This is a genomic window from Pseudovibrio sp. JE062 (genome assembly GCF_000156235.1).
Taxonomy (GTDB): domain Bacteria; phylum Pseudomonadota; class Alphaproteobacteria; order Rhizobiales; family Stappiaceae; genus Pseudovibrio.
The window spans coordinates 270412-290834 of the sequence record NZ_DS996812.1; the positions used below are offsets into that span (position 1 = coordinate 270412).

The 20423-nt window shown below is 51.4% G+C and carries 21 protein-coding genes; 9 read left to right on the top strand and 12 right to left on the bottom strand.

Annotation, left to right across the window (positions count from 1 at the left end; all coding sequences use genetic code 11):
* Positions 1–311: 311 nt before the first annotated feature.
* The 3 genes from PJE062_RS20050 (at position 312) to PJE062_RS26765 (ending at position 3630) form a co-directional block, all read left to right on the top strand.
* Positions 312–857 (top strand): hypothetical protein, encoded by a 546-nt coding sequence (locus PJE062_RS20050; protein ID WP_008551465.1) that lies wholly within the window; start codon positions 312–314, stop codon positions 855–857.
* Between the two features lie 102 nt (positions 858–959).
* Positions 960–2249, top strand: a complete 1290-nt coding sequence (locus tag PJE062_RS20055; RefSeq protein ID WP_008551262.1) for a pitrilysin family protein — start codon at positions 960–962, stop codon at positions 2247–2249.
* A 1-nt stretch (position 2250) separates the two neighbouring features.
* Entirely contained in the window at positions 2251–3630 is a 1380-nt protein-coding gene (locus PJE062_RS26765; protein ID WP_208982410.1) for a hypothetical protein, read from the top strand.
* A gap of 219 nt (positions 3631–3849) precedes the next feature.
* Here PJE062_RS26765 and PJE062_RS20065 read toward each other — a convergent pair whose 3' ends face one another.
* The 4 genes from PJE062_RS20065 to PJE062_RS20080 form a co-directional block, all read right to left on the bottom strand.
* The gene (locus PJE062_RS20065; RefSeq protein WP_008551564.1) at positions 3850–4884 is read right to left on the bottom strand and encodes a peptidoglycan -binding protein; all 1035 of its coding nucleotides are present in this window, start codon (positions 4882–4884) and stop codon (positions 3850–3852) included.
* A gap of 3 nt (positions 4885–4887) precedes the next feature.
* Positions 4888–5886: a flagellar motor protein MotA gene (locus tag PJE062_RS20070; RefSeq protein WP_008551440.1), complete on the bottom strand. Its 999-nt coding sequence runs from the start codon at positions 5884–5886 to the stop codon at positions 4888–4890.
* Between the two features lie 225 nt (positions 5887–6111).
* Positions 6112–6819 (bottom strand): hypothetical protein, encoded by a 708-nt coding sequence (locus tag PJE062_RS25845; RefSeq protein ID WP_050773960.1) that lies wholly within the window; start codon positions 6817–6819, stop codon positions 6112–6114.
* Positions 6816–7130: a hypothetical protein gene (locus PJE062_RS20080; RefSeq protein ID WP_157039264.1), complete on the bottom strand. Its 315-nt coding sequence runs from the start codon at positions 7128–7130 to the stop codon at positions 6816–6818. Before PJE062_RS20080 ends, PJE062_RS25845 begins: the two co-directional genes overlap by 4 nt.
* Before the next feature lie 494 nt (positions 7131–7624).
* Here PJE062_RS20080 and PJE062_RS20085 point away from each other — a divergent pair, with 494 nt between their 5' ends.
* On the top strand, positions 7625–7891 hold the full coding sequence (locus tag PJE062_RS20085; RefSeq protein WP_008551485.1) for a hypothetical protein: 267 nt from the start codon (positions 7625–7627) through the stop codon (positions 7889–7891).
* A 278-nt stretch (positions 7892–8169) separates the two neighbouring features.
* Here the strand turns inward: PJE062_RS20085 and PJE062_RS20090 are convergent, their stop codons facing one another.
* On the bottom strand, positions 8170–8748 hold the full coding sequence (locus tag PJE062_RS20090) for an outer membrane protein (protein ID WP_008551280.1): 579 nt from the start codon (positions 8746–8748) through the stop codon (positions 8170–8172).
* Between the two features lie 345 nt (positions 8749–9093).
* Between PJE062_RS20090 and PJE062_RS20095 the strand changes: the two genes are divergently transcribed.
* Complete coding sequence (locus PJE062_RS20095) at positions 9094–9690, top strand: helix-turn-helix transcriptional regulator (protein ID WP_008551740.1); 597 nt, start codon at positions 9094–9096, stop codon at positions 9688–9690.
* A 9-nt stretch (positions 9691–9699) separates the two neighbouring features.
* Here PJE062_RS20095 and PJE062_RS20100 read toward each other — a convergent pair whose 3' ends face one another.
* Both PJE062_RS20100 and PJE062_RS20105 read right to left on the bottom strand, forming a co-directional pair.
* Positions 9700–10470, bottom strand: coding sequence for a metallophosphoesterase (locus tag PJE062_RS20100; RefSeq protein WP_008551381.1), 771 nt, complete (start codon positions 10468–10470; stop codon positions 9700–9702).
* 130 nt (positions 10471–10600) lie between these two features.
* A complete protein-coding gene (locus PJE062_RS20105; RefSeq protein ID WP_008551288.1) occupies positions 10601–11098 on the bottom strand; it encodes a DUF2938 domain-containing protein in 498 nt (165 codons plus the stop codon).
* Between the two features lie 343 nt (positions 11099–11441).
* Between PJE062_RS20105 and PJE062_RS20110 the strand changes: the two genes are divergently transcribed.
* The 3 genes from PJE062_RS20110 to PJE062_RS20120 all read left to right on the top strand — a co-directional run bounded on the left by PJE062_RS20110 (position 11442) and on the right by PJE062_RS20120 (position 14997).
* Entirely contained in the window at positions 11442–11891 is a 450-nt protein-coding gene (locus tag PJE062_RS20110) for a hypothetical protein (RefSeq protein ID WP_008551273.1), read from the top strand.
* Between the two features lie 22 nt (positions 11892–11913).
* Positions 11914–14430 (top strand): hypothetical protein, encoded by a 2517-nt coding sequence (locus PJE062_RS20115; RefSeq protein WP_208982411.1) that lies wholly within the window; start codon positions 11914–11916, stop codon positions 14428–14430.
* 198 nt (positions 14431–14628) lie between these two features.
* On the top strand, positions 14629–14997 hold the full coding sequence (locus PJE062_RS20120; protein WP_037037765.1) for a hypothetical protein: 369 nt from the start codon (positions 14629–14631) through the stop codon (positions 14995–14997).
* A gap of 125 nt (positions 14998–15122) precedes the next feature.
* Here the strand turns inward: PJE062_RS20120 and PJE062_RS20125 are convergent, their stop codons facing one another.
* Together PJE062_RS20125 and efp are read right to left on the bottom strand one after the other, a co-directional pair.
* Positions 15123–15917: an inositol monophosphatase family protein gene (locus PJE062_RS20125; RefSeq protein WP_008551559.1), complete on the bottom strand. Its 795-nt coding sequence runs from the start codon at positions 15915–15917 to the stop codon at positions 15123–15125.
* Between the two features lie 68 nt (positions 15918–15985).
* The gene (gene efp, locus PJE062_RS20130; RefSeq protein ID WP_008551541.1) at positions 15986–16552 is read right to left on the bottom strand and encodes an elongation factor P; all 567 of its coding nucleotides are present in this window, start codon (positions 16550–16552) and stop codon (positions 15986–15988) included.
* 98 nt (positions 16553–16650) lie between these two features.
* Here efp and PJE062_RS26590 point away from each other — a divergent pair, with 98 nt between their 5' ends.
* Positions 16651–16989, top strand: a complete 339-nt coding sequence (locus tag PJE062_RS26590) for a hypothetical protein (protein WP_193384382.1) — start codon at positions 16651–16653, stop codon at positions 16987–16989.
* 131 nt (positions 16990–17120) lie between these two features.
* On the opposite strand, the gene PJE062_RS20140 is transcribed toward PJE062_RS26590, so the two are convergent.
* From PJE062_RS20140 to pgk, 3 genes are all read right to left on the bottom strand, one after another.
* Positions 17121–18203 carry a tetratricopeptide repeat protein gene (locus tag PJE062_RS20140; protein ID WP_008551621.1) on the bottom strand — a complete coding sequence of 361 codons (1083 nt, stop codon included), beginning with the start codon at positions 18201–18203 and terminating at the stop codon, positions 17121–17123.
* A gap of 4 nt (positions 18204–18207) precedes the next feature.
* Positions 18208–18849 (bottom strand): thiamine phosphate synthase, encoded by a 642-nt coding sequence (locus PJE062_RS20145; RefSeq protein ID WP_008551717.1) that lies wholly within the window; start codon positions 18847–18849, stop codon positions 18208–18210.
* A gap of 215 nt (positions 18850–19064) precedes the next feature.
* On the bottom strand, positions 19065–20255 hold the full coding sequence (pgk, locus tag PJE062_RS20150) for a phosphoglycerate kinase (protein WP_008551615.1): 1191 nt from the start codon (positions 20253–20255) through the stop codon (positions 19065–19067).
* Between the last annotated feature and the right edge of the window lie 168 nt (positions 20256–20423).

Sequence of the window (20423 nt, forward strand, 5' to 3'; positions counted from 1 at the left end):
AATGGAACGCGCTTTGAAGGGGCATAACTTTCAAAAAACTGCCCCGACTTTGTAGGATAACCTGAAAAGCCGCTGCCCACCCGGGCGCGGCTTTTTTGCTATTTGCGTCGCTATGCGCAGCTTTGCGTTATTCTGCGTTTTTTATGTTTTCGCTGCGTTGCTGTGTTTGTTGAATGAGTTAAATTTTTTGACAGGAATCTTTTCCTCGTTACAGCGTGTAGGTGTACTGTAACTCTTAAGGCTTCTTATCGATCAATAAATAGCATTGCTAGGTGGTGCTTTTTTCCTGCTGGTTTTCGGGATGTTTAGAGATGTTCATTCGTGTGTTCTTAGTGCTGGCTTTTGCTGCACTATTAGGTGTTTCTAGAGCTTCAGCCTTTGTGGGAGGAGGAGAGACACTCCTTATGGATTTGCCTGAAGGATATGAGGTTGTGAACATTGAGAACGTCGCGGGGCTCGAGATCATCTATATGTTTTCAGAGGATGAGGATCTCAGTGATTATCACGAGAGTTTGGAGCTGTTTAACTACCCGTTTGGCGGAGCGGAAATGTCAGAGTATGAAGCATTTTACGAGAAGTATGAGCACCCATTCTGTCAAGAAACCACGACCACCTTTGTTCGCAAAGGACGGGAAAACCAAGTCGAGTATGCACTCCTAAAAACCTCTTGTGTCGTTCCCCGGGCTGTGAGTGGGCTGACTGTTCTGACTAAACTTATTTTGGGTAATGCCAGAACATATGTTGTCTCCAAGACTTGGATGTATGAACCTGATAAAGCCGAGATGGAAACATGGACCAAATATCTAGATGGGGTTCATGTATGTGACACCCGAGTTGATAAGAGAGGGTGTATGTAAAACCAGTATAAGATTGGTGCTGTGTTAGGATGGTCTCTTAAGCGCAGTGTACGGTTCTCTTTGGCCTACATTTTTCTCAAGTAATATTTTCAAAGGTTTATGATGCGCGTCATCGGTTTGTTTTTATCGTTTTTCTTTCTGATCTTTGGAGAGGTAGTTCAAGCTCAAAGCATCATCGAGCTTTCGGAAAAAGGCGGATTGCACGCGGCCTATGTTGTTCCAACAGATGACTACGACCGGGTAGATGTGCAGTTGATCGTTCTTTCAGGAACGTTTGATGATCCTGAACCATCTGGCACTGCTCACCTGACAGAGCATCTGGCCGCTTTCTCGTCAGACGCCACAATTTTAAGAGAGCCCAGAGAACGTGATATTCATGCCTCGATCACGCCAGTGTCCACGGTTTACACAAATTCTGGTGTGCCTTCTGATGCAGAGCTGCTGTTGCGGTTGTCTCGAGCTGTGCTTGACACACCAAGTGTGCCAGCAGGTTTTGCTGAAAGTGAAATCGAAATTATTCGACGTGAAACATTGCTTCGTGAAAGGCAAATTCCTCGTCGCTGGTTGAGGCGAATTGCTCTTCAAAACCTGTATGGAACTTTGCGTGGACGTGCGAACAACACAGTTGATGATCTACCCAAGCTGAGTGTTGAAAAGGCCTATCAGTTCCATAAGGAGCATTATGCTCCTTCCAATGTAACCCTGATTGTGTCTGGCAAGATTGAGCCGGATACAGCTGCCGAGCTTGTTGCGCGTGTGTTTGGTGACACAGAGCCCTCTGCTGTTCCTGACAAACCTTGGCTAGATAAGAAACCTGATCCTACGCACAGATCTGTCGAATACATTGAATCGAACAAGCTGATGCGCGATGCGGTGCAATTCATTAAGTTCATAGAATTTGAAGGTGAGCAATCCAGCATAGATATGCAGGGTGAATTTTTCATCGCGAGCGATATTCTGATCAGTAGATTAGAAAATGCTCTTTATTTTGAAGACACTAGATTTTTTATAGATGACATAGATATGCATTTTGTAAGAAACGCAGATCTTGAGCTTTCTATAAATGTGCAGCTGATGCCCGACTTCAGCTTGGATGAGGCGCACAGCATTGTGAAAGAGACCATGGCCAGTTTGCTGGATGAGCCGATCAGCAGCCATGAAATTGATCAGGCGCGTAAGAAAGAAGTGACGAATGCTCTGTACGCCAAACACCGACCTGACTTATTTCTATCATTCCTGAATAACGTCGCTGCAGATGGATTCCCGCCTGTTAGCCCGTCAGTGTTCGCGGAGATGTTGGGCAATGTAACTGACCGAAATGTCATTAATTTCGTGAAAACGATTGTGAAACCGTCGGCTACGTCAGTCATTTTAGCCAAAAAAGTAGATTGAAATGCAGATATTTAAGCGCTCACTGATCACCTCTATTCTGGTGGTTCTTTGTCTAATTTCAGCACAGCGGGTACATGCAGAGCTCATTGCATCAAATGACAGGGCGAATTTCTCTTATCTTTCCCCCCTTCGTAACGGACTTTCGGCAATCACCTTAGTTTGGCCAATAGATCCTCCAACACAAAGCCGGGCAACTGCATTGTTGGCCGGACTCTCAAGTGTGATGATAGGAGGGACAACGAGCCGTTCTGCTTATGAAGTTGATACATTTCGGCGGACAAAAGGGTTTCAGCATAAGCTCAGTATAGATGGTCGAAATCTACTGCTCACAATATCTGCACCACCACAAGTTTTTCCGGAAGCACTTGAGTATCTGGAGGAGCTTTTACTTAAATCGGAGTACTCGAAAGGCTGGTATGAGAGGGAGTTTGAAAAGTTTAGCCTCAGAAACTCTAGCAAGACTGGAAGACCATCAGACGTCATAAATGAGATCTTTCATTTCCTTAGTTTCGGATCTGACGATGTGGCTAACGATGGAAGCGAGGGAGATATTCGTTTCGGTCAACCTAGTCAGGTCATCTTGAGGGGCGGGGATGAAGATGTTCAACGCCGTGTCGCGCAACTGTTAATGAAGCTTCCTACAAAGAAATGGGGGTTCCGTCTCACAGATTGGGCGTCTGCGCTGACTGGTGCAGAAGAGCAATCCTCTGCCTTGCCATCTGGAACCATTCATTTTGCGGATCCTGACTCCACTGAGATGTTAATCTTGCTTGTTAAAGCAGAAGAGTTTGAAGACGAAGTTGCCCAGATTGGTGCCAACCTGTTGGTGGACTATATTGGAGACAACTCGGGGTCCGAGATGTTTCGTATTATTCGACAGGAAATGCGAGCGGCTTATGAACCACGCTCAAACTTCATTGTTCTGGGAAAAAACAAGGCAATTATTTCTTTGAGTGCGACTGTTGAAGCGAAGAAGTGGCCCGAGATTTATGGCACCATGAAAGCGATTTATGAAAACACGCGTGCTGGAAAAGTAGATTTATCTGGATTGAAAGTACAGCATGATCGATTGAACAACACTTATGTTAGCCAGTTCTTTACGAGCCCTGTCTGGGGAGTGAAGCATTATCTTCATGAGTACCCTGATGGAGCGGAAGGCACTATAAACTTGCCACTTTTTATGGCGCTTGAAAATGCACTTCTCAATAAGATTGTTGCGAGTTCTGAAGAGTATCTGCCGCCCTTGGATGATTTTCTTCTTATTCTGATCGGTGGAGGAGACTCTCCATCAGAGAAGCTAAAATCAAAAGGTTACTGCGCGTTGCCGAAGAACACCTCACTTAGTTTCTGCCTTGATGCACTGTCGCAGGTTTCAAACTAAGGGGTTTGGCTGTTGTCATTTAGTTCACGTTTCAAATGACAATGATGAACTCAGATACAGTCGGCAGTCAGGTGTATCAGGACGCGTTGATTGTACCTAGATAGCTGATTTGAGTATGCCGTTGCTGGAACGATGGAAGATGCGAAAGTCAGATCAAAAAAAACAGGCGCTTGAGGTTCATGCTCAGGCGCCTGTTTTTGTGTCTGGTTTTATCAGCCTTTACCGCTGTGTGAGTTTTAGCTCGATGCGGCGGTTTTTGGCGTAGGCTTCGTCGGTGGTGCCTTCTTCGAGGGGTTGGAATTCGCCGAAGCCGGCGGCGACCAGGCGGTCGGGTTCTACGCCCTTGGAGATGAGGTATTTGACCACCGAGATGGCGCGGGCGGCTGAGAGTTCCCAGTTGTCGCGCAGGCGACCTGTGCCGGAGAGGGGACGGGCATCGGTGTGACCATCCACGCGCAGGACCCAGTTGATCTCATCGGGGATCTGGCCTTCCAGTTCCAGAATGGCGCTTGCGAGGATATCGAGCTGGTTTCTGCCTTGCGGGTTGACCTCTTCGTCACCGGAGGAGAACAGCACCTCGGACTGGAACACGAAGCGGTCGCCGACGACTTCGATATCGGAGCGCTGGGCGAGGATTTCGCGCAGGCGGCCAAAGAAGTCTGAGCGGTAGCGGGACAGTTCCTGTACGCGCTGGGCGAGGGCCACGTTGAGCCGCTTGCCAAGATCGGCAATGCGGGTCTGGCTTTCTCTGTCACGCTTTTCTGAGGCGTCCAGTGCGTCTTCCAGTACGGCAATCTGGCGGCGCAGGGCGCTGATCTGCTGGTTCAGCAGTTCTACCTGTGCCAGAGCCTTGGAGCTGATGTTCTGTTCGCCTTCCAGCTTGGCCTGAAGGGCAGCCAGCGCACCTCCTGCTTCGTCAATCTGGCCGGAACGCTCATTGAGCAGGCCCTGAAGACGATCCCGTTCTCCAGAGGCTTGTTCCAGACCCAGTTGCAGGGAAGAGATGGTGGATTCCAGATCTCCCACATTCGCCTTTTCCAGCGCCAGCAGCTCTGTGAGCTCTGCGATTTGCTGGTTGAGGCGATTGAGCACCTTATCCCGGCCAGACAGCTGCTGGCTGAGAAAGAACTGCGCAATCATGAAGATGGAGAGCAGGAAGATGAACACCAGCAGGAGCGCGGACATGGCATCCACGAAACCCGGCCAGTAATCCTCTGAGCTGCTTTGAGACCTGCGTGTGCGTACTCCTGCCATGCTTTATTCCTTCTCCCGCTCTACCTCTGCGGTGAGCGTTTTCAGGAACCGTTCGATACGGCGCTGCTGCATGGACTGGCCTTCGGCCCACTCGCGCATCATCTTCTGCTCAGAGCGTACATGCTGGACGAGGCCCTGAATGCCTTCTGCCAGTTTGCTCATGGCGGCGTTGGAGCCTTCATCCTGTGTGGTGCCTTTGGCTTCCATGGACTTGCGCAGCTTGTCCAGCGTGATGCGCAGGTCAGCGGCCATATCTGCCGTGGTGCCGTTGCCCAGCTCGTCCGGGTCGATGTCCGTCAGGGTGGAGAGCCAGTCTTCCAGCTCCTGATAGAAGCGGTTCTGTGCCTGTCCTGCCTGCAGGTCGAGGAAGCCGAGAACGAGGGAACCGGTCAGACCAAGGAGGGAGGAGGAGAACGCGATGCCGAGGCCGGTCATCTGTGCGGTGATGCCGGAGACCAGATCTTCAAAGAGCACGTTGGCATCGCCGCCTGCTGCGTTCAGCGTGCTGACGGTGGTTGCCACTGCGCCCACGGTTTGCATCAGGCCCCAGAAGGTGCCGACCAGACCGAGGAAGATGAGCAAGCGGGTGAGGTAGCGGGAAATCTCGCGGGATTCATCCAGGCGCATGCCGATGGAATCGAGCATGGAGCGCATGGTGGTTGGCGAGATGGTCATGTCGCCCGCTTTGTTGCCAAGCAGGGTTGCCATAGGTGCCAGAAGGATTGGGGGACGGCGGACCTCAAGGCGCGGATCGCCGAGGCGGAAGCCGTTGACCCAGGATACTTCCGGGAAAATGCGAAGAACCTGCCGGAATGACAGGAGAATACCCAGTGTCGCGACGCCTACGATCAGGCCGTTCAATGCCGGGTTTGCCATGAAGGCTTCCGTGATTTGTCCAATCAAGACAAAGGCGATGAAGCCTGCCAGGACCAGAAAAATAATCATGCGCCACAGATAAACCTGCGGGCTCGACAGACTGTAGGGATCGTAGTCGCGTGCCATTATCCTGCGTACATCTAAAGCAAAGCGGCTTCGTTTTGTCTGGTCAGACCAATCAAGCAGAACCCGCCTTAAAGTTAATGATGTCTTTAGATAACGCGATTTCCGGTTAATAGGAAACCGCAAATCGCCGCGATTGGGCAAGAAATGCGTAAGTTTTTAAATAAGTCGCATTTTCGCGCCCCTGATGCCGCGATTTGGACGGGATGTGGTCATGGTGGGGTGGGGCTAATTAGAAAACTGCGTCACTAAAAATCTAGGTAATTGGTCCTCTAGCTCCCGAATATCTGAAAATAGAATAATTCGTCTGCTTTGTAGATCGAATGGAATTTCTGACTGATGCGAGGCAACCAGTAATGTAGGTTTTCCTATTGCTTGGGCTATGCCCAACTCATAAAAAACATTTGGGTTTCTACTGCCAACATTTGCTATAATAAGACGAGCTTTTAGCATTTGTCTCAAAATATGTTTTAAAATATCGCCTTCAGCATGCTCTTCGTCGCCTCGAACTGCTTTTAGTCCTAGCGAGTGGCAAACTCTCTTGATTGCCAAATAGGTATCATTTTCGCTGCTATTAAATGGAGTTAGAACAAAAACCAAACTTGGATCGACTTCAAAGTCAATGTCTGCAAAAGCGAATTGATCCCAAAACCTATTGGATGATTTTGATGTACTAGTAAGTTTGTTGTTCTGTGCTGAAACTAACAAGTGGTTGACTTCAAGCCATCTATCTTCATTGGATGTCAGTTCCCTATTTAGTTGCGCAATCTTTGCTTCCAATGAATCTCGAACGTATGACAGTTCTGCTCTTCCAATCTCCTCACGGTAGCGAGACTCGCGCCGAGAGTTGATGATAAGTAAACCAATAGTCAGTGCGGTAAAAGCGCCCAAGAATACTCCTGAGAGAGCAATGAGTAACTGGTAGTCTATGCTCATTTGAGTTCTACCCCAATTTGAATTGTTATATAGATGATGAACAGGGAGATAGCGTAACTGATAAAGCTATGAAATCCTGCCCAAAAATTTTGTGCATTAAGCAACTGCGCTTCAGATCTTTTGCTAAAGTAAGTTACAAATATAGCTGCTAATACATAAATTAGTACTCCACCTAGCATAAGTTGGATATCTACTTCTTTTCTTGTTTGGTATAAAAAAGCAGCTAAGAAGGATATTGATAGGAATACTATATCTACTGGTAGTAAGCATCCAGCTTTTACAAAGTCAAAAAACTTAACTTCTTGGCCCACGAAAAGCTTGAAGCCGAAGTTTAGAAAAAGAACACTGCACGGAAAAATTAAATCGTATAGCATGCGGAATTTTACTTCCAATCGTAGCGAAAACTAGAAATGCTTATCACAATCTAGGAACACTGCAAATCATTTAGTATCTGTTGCTAGTTAGCTGAGTTCGTTAGCCTCTCTCTTCCTCCGATTTCCCGTTACGCACACTTGTTAGAAGTTGCAATTTGACAAGATGCGAGTTTCATTCCACATTCATTTGTGAGGCGTCGAAACCTCTAACAACGCGATACCCGCTCCCGTTAACTAGCGGATTTTTTGTGCCTATTTTATAGTGCGCAGACCATTTGCTATGAGCGGGAGGGCGGTGAATACAACACCTTCTTCGGGAGGGAATAAGCCCGCCTGTCGTTGTCAGGTTTCGAACCTCCCGCTCGCCAGCGGGCCGTCGAAAGCCCGTATGTCCAGCGGAACTTCAACAGCCAACAACGAGGGCTTTGAATATGGACGATCCCGCATGCGCCTGTGGCGCCACAAATACTCTTCAAAATGATATTGACGAAGTAACCATTGCTGTCTCGGACTTGCAGAACCTTGCGTATATTCAGCAGCTTTTGCTGAGCGAGCGGATGCAGGATTCGCGGGAGCGGGATGCTTTGTTCACTTTGCATTACGCCTTTCGTGACCGCCTGGAGGCCTTAGAAAAAGCCTGCGGAACTTTATCGAGGGTCGCTCATCCGCAGCCGATAAACCTGACAGTGGCTTCCTGATCTCATCACTGTGATCGGCACCTGAAGGGCGGTCTATGCTCGGGCGTGTCTTAATCCGAAAACCGGATTGGGCTTTTCGGCGATACATTCCAACACCCTTGTTCAGCCCTCAATGGGTGTCCTGCTGGTCTGCGGTTTTGTCATCCCCGCCGCAGGCCAGTGCTTTGGTGTGTTTGCATTGCAGGACATTGCAGATGATGAGTGTGCTTTCGGCAATGAAAAAAAGCGGATTGCCTGAAGCAACCCGCTTTTGAACTGAGGATCAATGCGATCAACTCTTAGAATGAGTAGCGCAGACCAACGTTGAACTGGTTCTGATGAGCAGTAACATCAACACCATTGGTCACTTTGGTTTTGAAGTTGTACTGGAATGAGTATTCGGCTAGCAGCTCAAGGTTCTCTGAGATTTCGTAGCCTACACCAGCACCCAACTTAGTAGAGAAGTGATTGGTTGTGTTCTTGAAGGAATCGACACCATCGTCAAAGTCGATTTTCATATGAGAAAGGCCAGCACCCAAACCGACGAAGGGAGTAAAGGCGGTCTCATTTTCGAAGTCGTAGTATGCGACTGCCAAAATGTCCCATACATCGATGTCTGTCGCGTTTTTGGAAAACGCAGCGTAACCGCCTTCTAGACCAATGCGGAAGTTGTTGTAAACGTATGCGCCAGCACCGATACGGCCGCTAAAACCTTCGTCCTTGAAGGTGTTGTCATCACCACCTTTTACATCTTCGGTGATGCTGCCCAAAGACAGGCCGCCTGTGCCCTGAACGTACCAGTCGTTTGCATTTGCAGATGTGATGGCGCCTGTAGAAATTGCAGCTGCTGCAAGAGCGATCAAGAGATTGTTTTTCATTTTAAAACTCATAGGAATGAAGAGAAAGCATGATTGATGCATATAATACGCAACTAAAAATAGAAATATATATAACTATAAAATCTATAGTAGTTGCATGATTGCTACATCTTCTTAGTGAGATGGCTAATCGTTATTCCTCGCGTGAGGCTGACTCAGAGGGGTTCAGCCCTTGATGGGTGTTCTGCTGGTCTGCGGTTTTGTCATCCCCGCCGCAGGCCAGTGCTTTGGTGTGTGTGGTGCGCATATCGGGAAAACTACGTAAATTTTGCGAGGCTTGACGTATACAAGAGGTGATTGGGGTTATATGTTAGGTAGTTCTAATTTTAACTAGTTTGAATCGCCATGAGTTCTTTAAAGCGCAAGTTTCAGACCGTTGATTTGATGAATGCGGGTGTTTTGACGCTGGAGAATGGCAGGGTTTCGGGTGTGAATGCGGTGGCGGGCCGTCTGCTGGAGCAGGGGGTGTTGCTGGCGCAGGTGGATCAGAGGCTGGCTCTGCTGGATAACAATCACGAGTTTGAGCAGGCGCTTGCACAGGCTCAGGCGGAGAATAAGTCCTGCGAGTTTTATCGGGCTCATGAGGGCAAGCATGGCGGCTTTCTGGTGCAGGTGCATTATGAAGCACCGCAACATCCAATGGCGCCGCATCTTCATCTGATCTGTATTTTTCAGCTGGGGCACAGCAATGGCTTGCCGGAGAACGTGTTTTCTTCGTTTTGTAGGTTGTTTGGGCTGAGCCCGGCAGAAGGGCGCGTGGTGCGGGCTATTCTGGAAGGGGTAGACGTGACCGAGTATGCGCTCGGAGCTGACATTCAACCGGATACGGCGCGCAAGCAGTTGAAGAGTGCGCAGGGCAAGCTGAAGATGAAGGATCAGAAGCAGCTTTTACGCTCTTACATGCAGTATGCGGCGGCACATCAGTTTATCGTGCAGATGTAAGGTCTTGCGCTATTTGTGCGTGGGGATGAAGTCGAAGAGTTCCCAGCCGTCTGTGGTGGCGGTGATGTACTGCATTTCGCTGCCTTCCAGCACGGCGCAGGTGAGCTGGCCGGAGGCATAGGCCTCGGTGTCTACATCCAGCCGGTTGGTGCGGCGGTCGATGTGTTCCACGGGAGTGTGGCCGTGGACGACGAAGAGGCCGAAGCTTTTCTCATAATTGAGGAAAGGGCCGCGGATCCACATGAGCTCATCTTCGCTTTGCTCTTCCAGTGCCACTTCGGGACGAATGCCAGCGTGGACGAACAGGTAGTCGCCGCGTTTGTAGTAGAGTTCCAATGATCTGAAGAAGGTTTCGTGCAGCTTGGAGAAGTTCTCTCTGAAGATGGTCTGCACACTTTCTGCGCCTGCGGAGCCCATCAGGTCGTGGTGGGAGAGGCCGTAGGACAGCAGGGTTTCCATGCCGCCCAGATCTTCCCAATGGTAGAGCGTGCCAGCGTCTTCCAGAAATTCCAGCAAGGATGCTTCGTGATTGCCTTTCAGGCAGATCTGGCGGGGCGTGCGGTGGTGGTTGTCGACGAGGAAATCGATGACACCCTGACTGTCCGGCCCACGGTCGATGTAATCGCCGAGGAAGACGGTTACGGGGTCGGCGATCGGGCGCTTTTGCAGGTCGCTCTCGATGGCTTTGCCCATGGTTTCCAGTAGGTCTAGCCTGCCGTGGATGTCACCGACTGCGTAAATGCGTGTCCCTTCCGGAAGTGTTGGATAGGGTTTTGGCATGGTTGTCCCGTTCCAAATAATGGTCTGTGTCGTGTCATTGGTGATGCCAATCTACTTTAAGAAAACAAATGAGGAGCAAACCCACAGCCTCAATTTGTTGGCTTTGCGGCTGTGGGCTGCTGGACGTGCCTTATAGGGGGAGGGAGATCAGGCACAGTCCGGTGAGGTAGAGGCCAAGGCCGAAGGACATGTGGGCGATGAAGCTTCTTATTCTAGCAATCTTCGGGGCAGGTGTTTTAGCGGCAGCGATGCCAAAGCCAAACGCGGGTTGCATGAGGAAGAAGGGAAAACCCAAGGAGAGGAAGCCGATGACAAGTGGCATCAGGATGGTTGGGTTTTGCAGCCAGTCTGGTCCGGTGACCGCCAGCATCAATAGCGCCAGCATGACACCGATGGCGTAGTGGGCGACCCAACCGATGGAATGTTCAAACGGCTGGGGCGGGCTCTGCATGATGGTTTGGTGTGCGTATTGTCCGCGCGGCATGCTGAGCATCCAGCGGCCCACAAGGCGGTAGTCCAAAGCTGGGATGGAGAAGAAGCGAAGCCGAACCCAGGCGACCAGATCCATGAAAATTGTTGCGCCAATGCCCAGGAGGAGAGCGTTGACCAGAAGACTTGTTGCGTGCACGTTTTTGCCTTTCCTTCTAGGAATTTAGCTAAAAGTGCCACTTCAAGTCGACTTGAGGTCAAGCAGTTTCTGTTTGGTTTTAATGAATAACTTTGCTCAGGCTAACAGGGGCGGAGTGCTTGCTGTTTTGACTTTTGAGTGTTTGTTCTGGCCATGAAAGATACAAGCTGGTCTGGGGCTAATGTTCTTCCGTTGGGTTATTATATTTCAACGATTCTATTTTTAGAGAAATAAAATATCAATTTCGTCGTTTGGTTGTGCTCTTCGATACACTTGGGGCTTTGTTGCTTCTCTACGCTCATGGTGTTCGCTTTTTGCTTCATGCAGTTTTGGGGAGAGCATAATGGGGCGATGTCAGGAGACGGAATTACTGGACCTATTTGAACGGCTTGCCGCACTGTTGCACTTGCCGGATCTGGCACCCAACAGAGCGGGGCAGGTCGCGCTTCATTCAGATGAGCACCATCTGACGACAATGATTTCGGCGCGCTATCAGGAGCGGCGTTATGAAGTGCAGCTTGAGGCTGATGTCTTTCCGGAAAATGGCCTTGAACTGCCACAACTGAAAAGCCTTTTGGCACGTGTTGGGCAACTTACATCTTTTGGCCTTATCCTAGATGCGCAGCAGCATTATGCGGTGCGCCAGCAACTCCTCTTACACATGAGCGATCCCGTTGAGCATCTGATGGAAGCTTTGAAGAGCTTTATTGGTGAAGCTTTGCAGCTGCGCCATTCGCTAAGTGATGCCGGAGGAGCAGAAAGCCAGTGGACCTCGGAGCATATATTGGTCTGAGTGGTTTGGGAGGAACGCCACCATGAGGAATACCGGAGTAACATCGCAAGTCAGCACACCCAGCTCTAACGTGACACCGCCTGTCGATCAGGCAGGAGGGCATACGGCTTCAAGGAGCGGGAGCACCCAATCGGCACGGATGCCCTATCGGTTGTCAGTGGTGCCGGTTGCAGACGGGCAGGAAAGACGGGTTCCTCAGCCACAGCGGGCCGTTTCCATGGCGAGTTTTCATCGGCGACCTGTTCCATCCTCTGACCTGTCCGGGCAAACAGCACAGTCAGAACGGAACGGGCCGCCTCTCTCCTCCATCGAGCGAGCGCTGCTGGACGCGCGCCTCAAGCTACAGCCTGTGCAGCGGGATGTTTTGGGCGGGGAGGCTCGGTTTGGAAATAAGACTGCCGGTGTTGGCAGTGAGCATCGGGTGTTTCAGGCTCTGCAGGCATTTGCAAAAGATCCGGGCTTGCTGACGAAAGAGCGCGCGGCTGATCTTCAGAAGCAGTTGGTGTCCGTCTCTTTTGCTGAGCCAGAACAGGAAACAACCAAGACGGCTTTGGTGGAGCATTTGAATGGGGTGGCTGGTGGTTCAGCAGCAGGTAATGATACGGTTGAGGTGCTTCGGCCAGTATTGGAGGACCTGGAAGGGCATCTGAAAGATCGTCAGCCAGCACTGGATCGGGCGCTGGGCGGTGGCCGGGCGCAGTCGTTGCTGCGGGCGGGGCAGGAAGAGTGGCATGGGGTCAGCACAGCTAAGCTTACTGAAACGGCTGGTGGGCAAGGGGGTGGCTATCATCCCACCCGCGTGACAGCACGCGGTGCAATTGCGGAAGGTGTGCAGACGGAAGGGCTGGTGCGCAATGGATTGGGTAAGTTTCCTCACAATGTGATGCCGTTGATTAATGCTGCGGTGAATGGACGAGAAGAGATCTTCCGGACTGAAGTGCCGATCACTGATGGTGTTGCTTATGGTCGCTTTGGGTTCACCAGTTTTTATTATGCGCTGGGCGCGATCCAAAGCCTGATTTCTGCGCGATCCGCTTACACAAGCATGAAGGCAGCGGACAACGCGCTTAATACGTATCGCACTGAAGCCAAGCAGTTTCTTGAGGCACAGAAAGACATTGCCGAGCTTGCAGCTTTGTCGCGCATGGTCAAGGATGTGCGGAAGGGTGATGGTTCTCCGCTGATATTGGTGGACACCTTGGCGCAAGCGGTTCAGGCGGGCAAAATCACGAAGCAGGGCCTTGGTGTTGCGCTGAATGGTTTGTTCCCTAACTTGTCCGCGTCTGCGAAGTCTGCCTTAGAAGCGTATGTCAGAGTGGAGAAGGGGGCTGCTGATGAGGTGGAGCGGCTGACTGTTCTGCGAAGTCAGGTGGCGCTGACTTATGGAGAAAGTTCTGCCAGTGAGGCTGCGCATCTGGAAGGGGCTCTAGATCATCTGGATGGTGCGCTGAAAGGGCGGATGAAGGCTGCGGACAAGGCCCATAAGGCGCTGACGGGTCTTGTTGCGAACTATGGCAAAAACGCCACTTTGGCGAAGGCCATGCGCAATGATTACAAGACCCAGATGCACGTCAACATTCTGTCCGCTGAGGTTTGGGGGCTTGCGATGGTCTCTGATGGCTTGGCTATTGCTGAAAGAGCGCTCTCTGCCAACGTTGAGGGCATCTCTCTGGTCACACAGGGGCTGGGTTATGCCGCTGGCACCGTTGGTGCAGGAGTGGGCGTTCTTGCTGTGGGGCTTTCTGCCTATGATGCCAGTGTCACAGCTATCCGTGCCTTCAAACATCACCAGACCGGCAAAAAAGCGCAGGCCTTACATCGGTTGTTCTCAGAGCGGCAAGAGGTTCCTGTTTCTGGATTGGAAGGATCGCGAAAAGTCTCTCGGGCGCGGGATGCTGAGCTGGCGATGATTACCAAGACGATTGCTGATAATCAGTCGCGTGCGCGGAACACCAAGATTGGGAAGGCGGTGCTTTCTGCCGTTGATGGGCTGGGCTTTGCTGCGCTCACGGTTTCCGGTGTAGCAGGGGTTGTGGCAGCTGCGACGGGTGGTGTGGTTGCTGCTGGTGTCGCTGCTGCGGCGTGGCCTGTTGGAGCGGCCATTGGCGGGGCGTTTGTGTTGGGAACTGTCACGATGGCATCCGCCCGGCTGATCAAGTGGGGCATTCATCACTATAAGAGCAAGCAGTTGCAAAAGGTGATTGCAGGTGATCCGCAGGCTATGCGCAAGTACGCGCGCAAGAATGGCATTGAAGTAGGTCAGGGGAACTCAGTGCGGCGGAGCACGGTGGAAGCTGAGATCAAGAAACACGCCATTGATGCTTTGACCAAGCACAGCACAAAGTTCGCGCTCAACCGGTTCCATCAGCGGCTGGTGACTGAGATCGCGCAGGTGGATATGGCGCATTGGGATCAATCCCCTGCCATCGCCGTGATGAAATGCTTCTTTGATGATGCCGCACAGATTCAGGCCATCGCGGGGTTGAGCACGGATGCCGCTGTGAAGGTGCTGGCGAAGAAGTTTCAGGTGCGGAGCTAGCAAAATAGTCTGGAGAAGCGGCCTGTTACTGTTCGCGGATGATTAGCCTGCGAGATCCTGCAAGGACTTACGGCTTAAATGTAACTTCTTTTTCATTCTATTTTTTTGAAGCAGCCTTGAGCTTCAGATATGGGGTCACACTGCCCGCCTCACTTCGTCTTCTTTGCGTGAATAGCAATAAGAAGAATGGAGAGTGTTATGTTTAAAATGCTTTTGAGTACGGGAGTGGTGTGTCTGGGGCTTACCTTGCCGGGATCTGCAATGGCACTACAGGCTTTGCAGGAGGCTTGTACTGAGGTGCCTCCCAATTTCAATGCCTATGTCGAAGTTTTGAATGAACCAGATGGCCGGGAACCTAATCTGATCGTAGGGTATGTTACTCTAAATAATGGAGAGGATACGGTCGACGTTTTCGGTCTGTGTGAACCGCATGTTGGTGACATTGTGTATTCCTGCACGGTTCAGGGAGAGGAACTTGGCGCGGAAACAACACATTTTCACTATCAGATACTGGATGTGAGAGACAGAGATGACCCGATGCGTACAAAGACAATCGAGTGTGAGTAGGGGCTTGCTGATCTGACGTTAGCAGGCTTTTCAAATAGAGCTATCGCACAACAAAAAAGGCAGCTTGCCGGAGTGGTCCGGGGCAAGCTGCCTTTTGGAATTCTTGGGCTTAAGCGCCGTCTGTCTTATGACTTGGCTTTTGCCAGCAGTTCACGCAGCTGAAGGTGGGTGAACTCGTTGCCTGCGATGATGGTGCGGGATTCGAACATGTTGTCCTTGCCGTTGGCATCGGACACGAAACCACCAGCTTCACGAACCAGCAGAACGCCTGCTGCCATGTCCCAAGGATGCAGACCGTTTTCCCAGAATGCATCGAGACGACCGGAAGCGACCCATGCCAGATCCAGTGCAGCTGCACCAGCGCGGCGGATGCCTGCGACTTCGCCCATCACGTGGCGGATTTCTTTCAGTGCGCGGCCATGGTCGCCAACACCGATGAATGGAATGCCGGTGCCGATCAGACAGTCGGTCATGTCTTTACGAGCAGCAACGCGGAGGCGGCGGTCGTTACAGAATGCGCCTGAGCCTTTTTCAGCGGTGTACAGCTCGTCCATGATCGGGTTGTAGATCACTGCCGCAACGATCTGACCTGCGCGTTCCAGAGCGATGGAAACACCAAAGATCGGAATACCGTGCAGGAAGTTTGTTGTGCCGTCGAGTGGGTCAATGATCCAGCGGTGCTGGCCATCAGTGCCTTCCACTTCGCCGGATTCTTCCATCAGCAGGCCGTAGGTTGGGCGTGCTTTCTGAAGTTCCTCACGAACGATTTTTTCTGCTCTGTGATCTGCCTGGGAGACAAAGTCACCTGGGCCCTTGCGGGATACTTGCAGGTTTTCAATTTCGCCGAAGTCCCGTGCCAGAGAGCGACCAGCTTTTGTCGCAGCCTGGACCATTACGTTGAGAAGGGCCGTACGTGCCATTTTATATTCACCGTTCCTGAATGGGTAATGAGGCAGCCGTATGCTGCCTCATCTTTATTGCTTTTAGATTATTTCTCTGCGCGACGAACGTATTCAACAGTGTCGGTGTCTACAACGATCTTCTCACCGGAGGTGATGAACGGAGGCACCATACAACGAACGCCGTTTTCCAGAACTGCTGGCTTGTAAGAGGAAGACTGGGTCTGGCCTTTTACAACTGCGTCAGCTTCAACGATTTCCAGAGTGACGTGGGTTGGAAGAGAAATGCCGATTGGCTTTTCTTCGTGCAGTTCAACAGTTACGGTCATGCCGTCCTGCAGGAATGCTGCGCGCTCACCAACGAATTCTTTCTGAAGTTCGAGCTGCTCGTAAGTTTCGTTATCCATGAATACCAGCATGTCGCCTTCTTCATAGAGGAACTGGTAGTCTTTCTGCTCAAGGCGAACACGCTCAACGGACTCAGTTGCGCGGAAGCGTTCGTTCAGCTTGCGACCGTCAAGCAGGTTCTTCATTTCTACCTGAGCAAATGCGCCGCCTTTACCTGGCTTCACGTGCTGAACTTTTACAACAGCCCAAAGTGTGTCCTGGTGCATAAGCACGTTGCCTGGCTTAATTTCGTTGCCATTGAGTTTCATAGAACTACCAATCAGTTTGATAATGTTACAGCCGGACGCGGATTGGCGCTGAGCCTAGGGTCGCAGCCTGTCTGGAGGTCTGTGCAACATAATTTCACGTGATTTTCAAGGAAAAAGAGCGGATGCTCGCCGTGAACCTGCATTCCGGTGCATATCCACAAGGTGAGTGCGGAAAAGCTCAGGGCTTTCTGTCGCTTCTGCGTCTGGTGGTTTGTGCAACAAAAATGACAGCAAGAACGAAAGTTGCCACCTTGCCGAGTGCTGCAACCTGGGTGGGGACGCCTATATCAAGCAGGCCAGTTGCGATCATTTCACCGAATGTCAGAAATGAAATGACACCAATGCCTAAGGCTAAAGCTAAGCGACTGATAAATACACTTATTTGCTTCATGGTATTGCTTTTTCGATTAAAGGACCAGAGTAATTTAATCGACTGACGTTGCGCGAAGCTGAGTGTGTTTAAGTTGATGTGGTGTTGGTCAGAGTTTACCTGATTTTTATACTTTATCTGATGATAATTTTACGCAAAAACGCATCGGTTTATCATCAAAAGAACTATAGTCAGATGTTATTGAGCTGACTGTAGTACTGGTGAGGCCCCGATTTTAATCCCGATTTCGGCTGCGCGCTTGCTGGCTTGCTCCTGCTGCTCCAGAGAGAGGGAGTTGGAGAGAGCTTCCAGATCGCTGTCGAGGATACCCTGACGACCAGCGTGGAACTGCCATGCAGATGCTTCGATCAGATCCACCGGGCGTCCGCGGCCATTGGCGTAGATGCGGGCGAGGCGGTTCATGGCGATCGGGTTGCCTTTGCTGGCAGCGCGCTCGAACCAATCTGCGGCTTCCGCCTCGTTTGGCACGACGCCATCGCCTTTAAACAGCAAGGTTGCGTAGTAGATCTGTGCTGGGACCAAGCCACGGCGGGCGGCGCGGCCCATCCAGAAAGCGGCGCGTAGTGGATCGCGGATCTCTTCCGGGCCGTCTTTCAGGTAGATGCCAAGCTCCAGCATTGCGTCTGCGTCACCGGTTTCAGAGGCGCGCTCCAGCAATGATTTGATTTGCTTGGGATCGTTTGGACGGACTTTGCCTTCCTGATGGAGGAGGGCGAGATTGTAGAGGGCTTCGGGGATGTTGGCAGCAGCAGCTTTTTCCAGCTGTTGGGCGGCCTTGTCCTTGTCAGCCTTTGTACCGGCACCGGCCAGATAGAGCAGGCCGAGGCGTAGGGCGGCTTGCGGGTCACCATCGTTGGAGGCGAGCTCATACCAGCTGGCGGCCAATGGCAGGTCCTGTGGGATGCCTCTGCCGGATTCATAAAGAACGCCGAGCAGGGTTTTAGAGCTGGTGATTCCAGCTTCGGCCTGACGGGTCGCCAGAGCCAGTGCTGTCAGATACCAACCGCGCTGAAACGCACCGTAGGCCGGATCGCCCTGAATAGTTTCCGGCGTTGGGGTGACCTGCGGGATGTAAGGGGCTCTTGAAACAGGGGAGGGTAGGAGTGGTGATCCGTTTGGATTGTACGGATCAACCGTTCTTGCGCCTTGAGGTGTGGTTCCACCGCTCGGGGTTGTTTGCGCAACAGCCATGCTCTGCCAGCCAAGCAGGCCGGTCATAGCTGCGACAGTTACGAGTTTGATAGAACCAGACAACTTCAAAAGATCAGTCCTCAACTTCCGCCAGTGTGTGTGTTGCGAGGATAGCGTTGGCCTGCTCAACAGCTGCTTTTGGCCCTTCAGGGTGATTCCAGACAGCTTCACGTACTGCTACGAATTCAGCGCCAGTTTGGGCCACGGTGTCAACTGAGGAAACTGAGGTGCCAGCCAAGACAACGCATGGCGTTTCGAACACTTCAGACCACCAGCTGCCGTAGTCCAGAGATTTGCGATGTGGCTCTTCTTCCTGCTTCAGAGAAAGCAGACCAAAGAACATGTAATCAACGCCCATGGATGCGATGACCATGGCGTCGTGACGTGTCTTAACACCCGCATGGCCGATGATGCGGTCTTCCGGGAAGGACTGCATAACGTCTTCCAGATCCTTGTCGGTTCCTGAAACGTGCAGGCCATCAGCGCCGGAGCGGCCCATGATCTGGGTGTTGTTTTCAATCAGAACAGCAACTTCGTTTGCCTGCGCCTGAGGAACAAGGCGCTTTGCAGCCGCCTGTAGTTCGCCTTCGTTTGCGTCCGGCATGGAGATCAGCAGGCTCGCAATGTCGCCACCTTCCAAAGCTTGCTTGAGTTGTCCTTCGAACTCGTGGAGGTCAAAGGTAGGTGGTGTGACAAGATACAGACGCGGATGCACTGAGTTTGCTCCTGATAAAATTCCGATAAATAGAGTTCTTGGCGGTAGTGTAGACTACGTCAAGCCTCTGGCCCATTCATTGGGATAAGTTCTAAACAGCGTCTTGCTCTCTTTTTCAAGAGGCTGTGTCAAATTCTAGGCAAAAGCGAGAATAAAACGAAAAGAGGGACCGAAAAGGCCCCTCAATCCAGAAAATTTCATCAATTTTCTTTGTTTTATGCTTCCAGAGCAACAACGCCTGGCAGTTCTTTGCCTTCCAGCCACTCAAGGAACGCGCCGCCAGCAGTAGAGATGTAAGAGAAATCTTCACTTGCTTTTGCGTGGTTCAGAGCTGCAACAGTGTCACCGCCACCAGCAACTGTTTTCAGCTTGCCTTCTTTGGTGCGTGCTGCTGCATGCTGAGCTGCTGCAACGGTTGCCTTGTCGAATGGCTCGATTTCGAATGCGCCGAGAGGGCCGTTCCAGACGAGGGTCTTCGCTTTGTCGATTTTTGCTTTCACAACTTCGATGGAAGCTGCGCCAACGTCGAGCATCATTGCGTCTGCTGGGATCGCGTCGAGAGCAACGGTTTCGTTCTTGGTGTTTGCTGCAAATTCCCATGCAACAACAGCGTCTGCTGGCAGTACGATTTCGCAGTTTGCTTTTTCAGCTGCTGTCATGATGCGGTTTGCTGTGTCAGCCAGATCGTGCTCGCATAGGGACTTACCAACGTTCACGCCTTTTGCCGCAAGGAAGGTGTTTGCCATGCCGCCGCCGATGACTAGGATGTCTACTTTAGACACGAGGTTTTCGAGCAGGTCGATCTTGGAGGACACTTTCGCGCCACCAACAACTGCCAGAACCGGACGCTCTGGAGTAGAAAGTGCGGAACCGAGAGCTTCCAGTTCAGCCTGCATGGTGCGGCCTGCGAATGCAGGAAGCAGCTTTGCGATGCCTTCGGTGGAGCCGTGTGCGCGGTGTGCAGCGGAGAATGCGTCGTTTACATAGAGGTCGCCGTTTGCAGCCAGTGCTTTTGCGAACTCTGGATCGTTCTTTTCTTCACCTGCGTAGAAGCGGGTGTTTTCCAGAAGCAGAACGTCGCCGTCAGCCATTGCGTCAACGGCAGCTTTTGCGACATCTCCGGTGCAGTCAGCTGCGAAAGCGACTGGTTTACCAAGCAGGTCTGCAACAGGGCCAGCAACAGGAGCAAGGCTCATCTCTGCAACCACTTTGCCTTTTGGACGGCCGAAGTGTGCGAGAAGGATGACTTTGCCGCCAGCCTCGGAGATTTCGCGGATGGTTGGCAGTACACGCTCGATACGGGTGGAATCGGTAACTTTGCCATCCTTCATAGGGACGTTGAGGTCTACGCGGACCAGAACACGTTTGCCGGAAAGCTGGGCATCGCTAAGAGTTTTGAAAGACATAAAAATCTCCGGAATTTCTGCCTGCGACCTTATACTGGTCGAATTCTTTACAGAAAGACTTTGCGGAGTTCGTGATCAAATCTATGGGAGTCTTCGCACTGAATGGTGCGGCTCAGGGATTGGATCACTCCGCACTGGTATATGTGAGAAAAAAGGGCCGCTTAAAGC

Excerpts from the sequence above, each read along its gene's own strand:
- PJE062_RS20095 (WP_008551740.1), top strand. The coding sequence starts at position 9,094 with ATGAGTTCTTTAAAGCGCAAGTTTCAGACCGTTGATTTGATGAATGCG.
- PJE062_RS20125 (WP_008551559.1), bottom strand. The coding sequence starts at position 15,917 with ATGGCACGTACGGCCCTTCTCAACGTAATGGTCCAGGCTGCGACAAAA.
- PJE062_RS20100 (WP_008551381.1), bottom strand. The coding sequence starts at position 10,470 with ATGCCAAAACCCTATCCAACACTTCCGGAAGGGACACGCATTTACGCA.
- PJE062_RS20110 (WP_008551273.1), top strand. The coding sequence starts at position 11,442 with ATGGGGCGATGTCAGGAGACGGAATTACTGGACCTATTTGAACGGCTT.
- PJE062_RS20085 (WP_008551485.1), top strand. The coding sequence starts at position 7,625 with ATGGACGATCCCGCATGCGCCTGTGGCGCCACAAATACTCTTCAAAAT.
- PJE062_RS20090 (WP_008551280.1), bottom strand. The coding sequence starts at position 8,748 with ATGAAAAACAATCTCTTGATCGCTCTTGCAGCAGCTGCAATTTCTACA.
- PJE062_RS20120 (WP_037037765.1), top strand. The coding sequence starts at position 14,629 with ATGTTTAAAATGCTTTTGAGTACGGGAGTGGTGTGTCTGGGGCTTACC.
- pgk (WP_008551615.1), bottom strand. The coding sequence starts at position 20,255 with ATGTCTTTCAAAACTCTTAGCGATGCCCAGCTTTCCGGCAAACGTGTT.
- PJE062_RS20055 (WP_008551262.1), top strand. The coding sequence starts at position 960 with ATGCGCGTCATCGGTTTGTTTTTATCGTTTTTCTTTCTGATCTTTGGA.
- PJE062_RS25845 (WP_050773960.1), bottom strand. The coding sequence starts at position 6,819 with ATGAGCATAGACTACCAGTTACTCATTGCTCTCTCAGGAGTATTCTTG.
- PJE062_RS20050 (WP_008551465.1), top strand. The coding sequence starts at position 312 with ATGTTCATTCGTGTGTTCTTAGTGCTGGCTTTTGCTGCACTATTAGGT.
- PJE062_RS26765 (WP_208982410.1), top strand. The coding sequence starts at position 2,251 with ATGCAGATATTTAAGCGCTCACTGATCACCTCTATTCTGGTGGTTCTT.
- efp (WP_008551541.1), bottom strand. The coding sequence starts at position 16,552 with ATGAAACTCAATGGCAACGAAATTAAGCCAGGCAACGTGCTTATGCAC.
- PJE062_RS20065 (WP_008551564.1), bottom strand. The coding sequence starts at position 4,884 with ATGGCAGGAGTACGCACACGCAGGTCTCAAAGCAGCTCAGAGGATTAC.
- PJE062_RS20115 (WP_208982411.1), top strand. The coding sequence starts at position 11,914 with ATGAGGAATACCGGAGTAACATCGCAAGTCAGCACACCCAGCTCTAAC.
- PJE062_RS20070 (WP_008551440.1), bottom strand. The coding sequence starts at position 5,886 with ATGGCACGCGACTACGATCCCTACAGTCTGTCGAGCCCGCAGGTTTAT.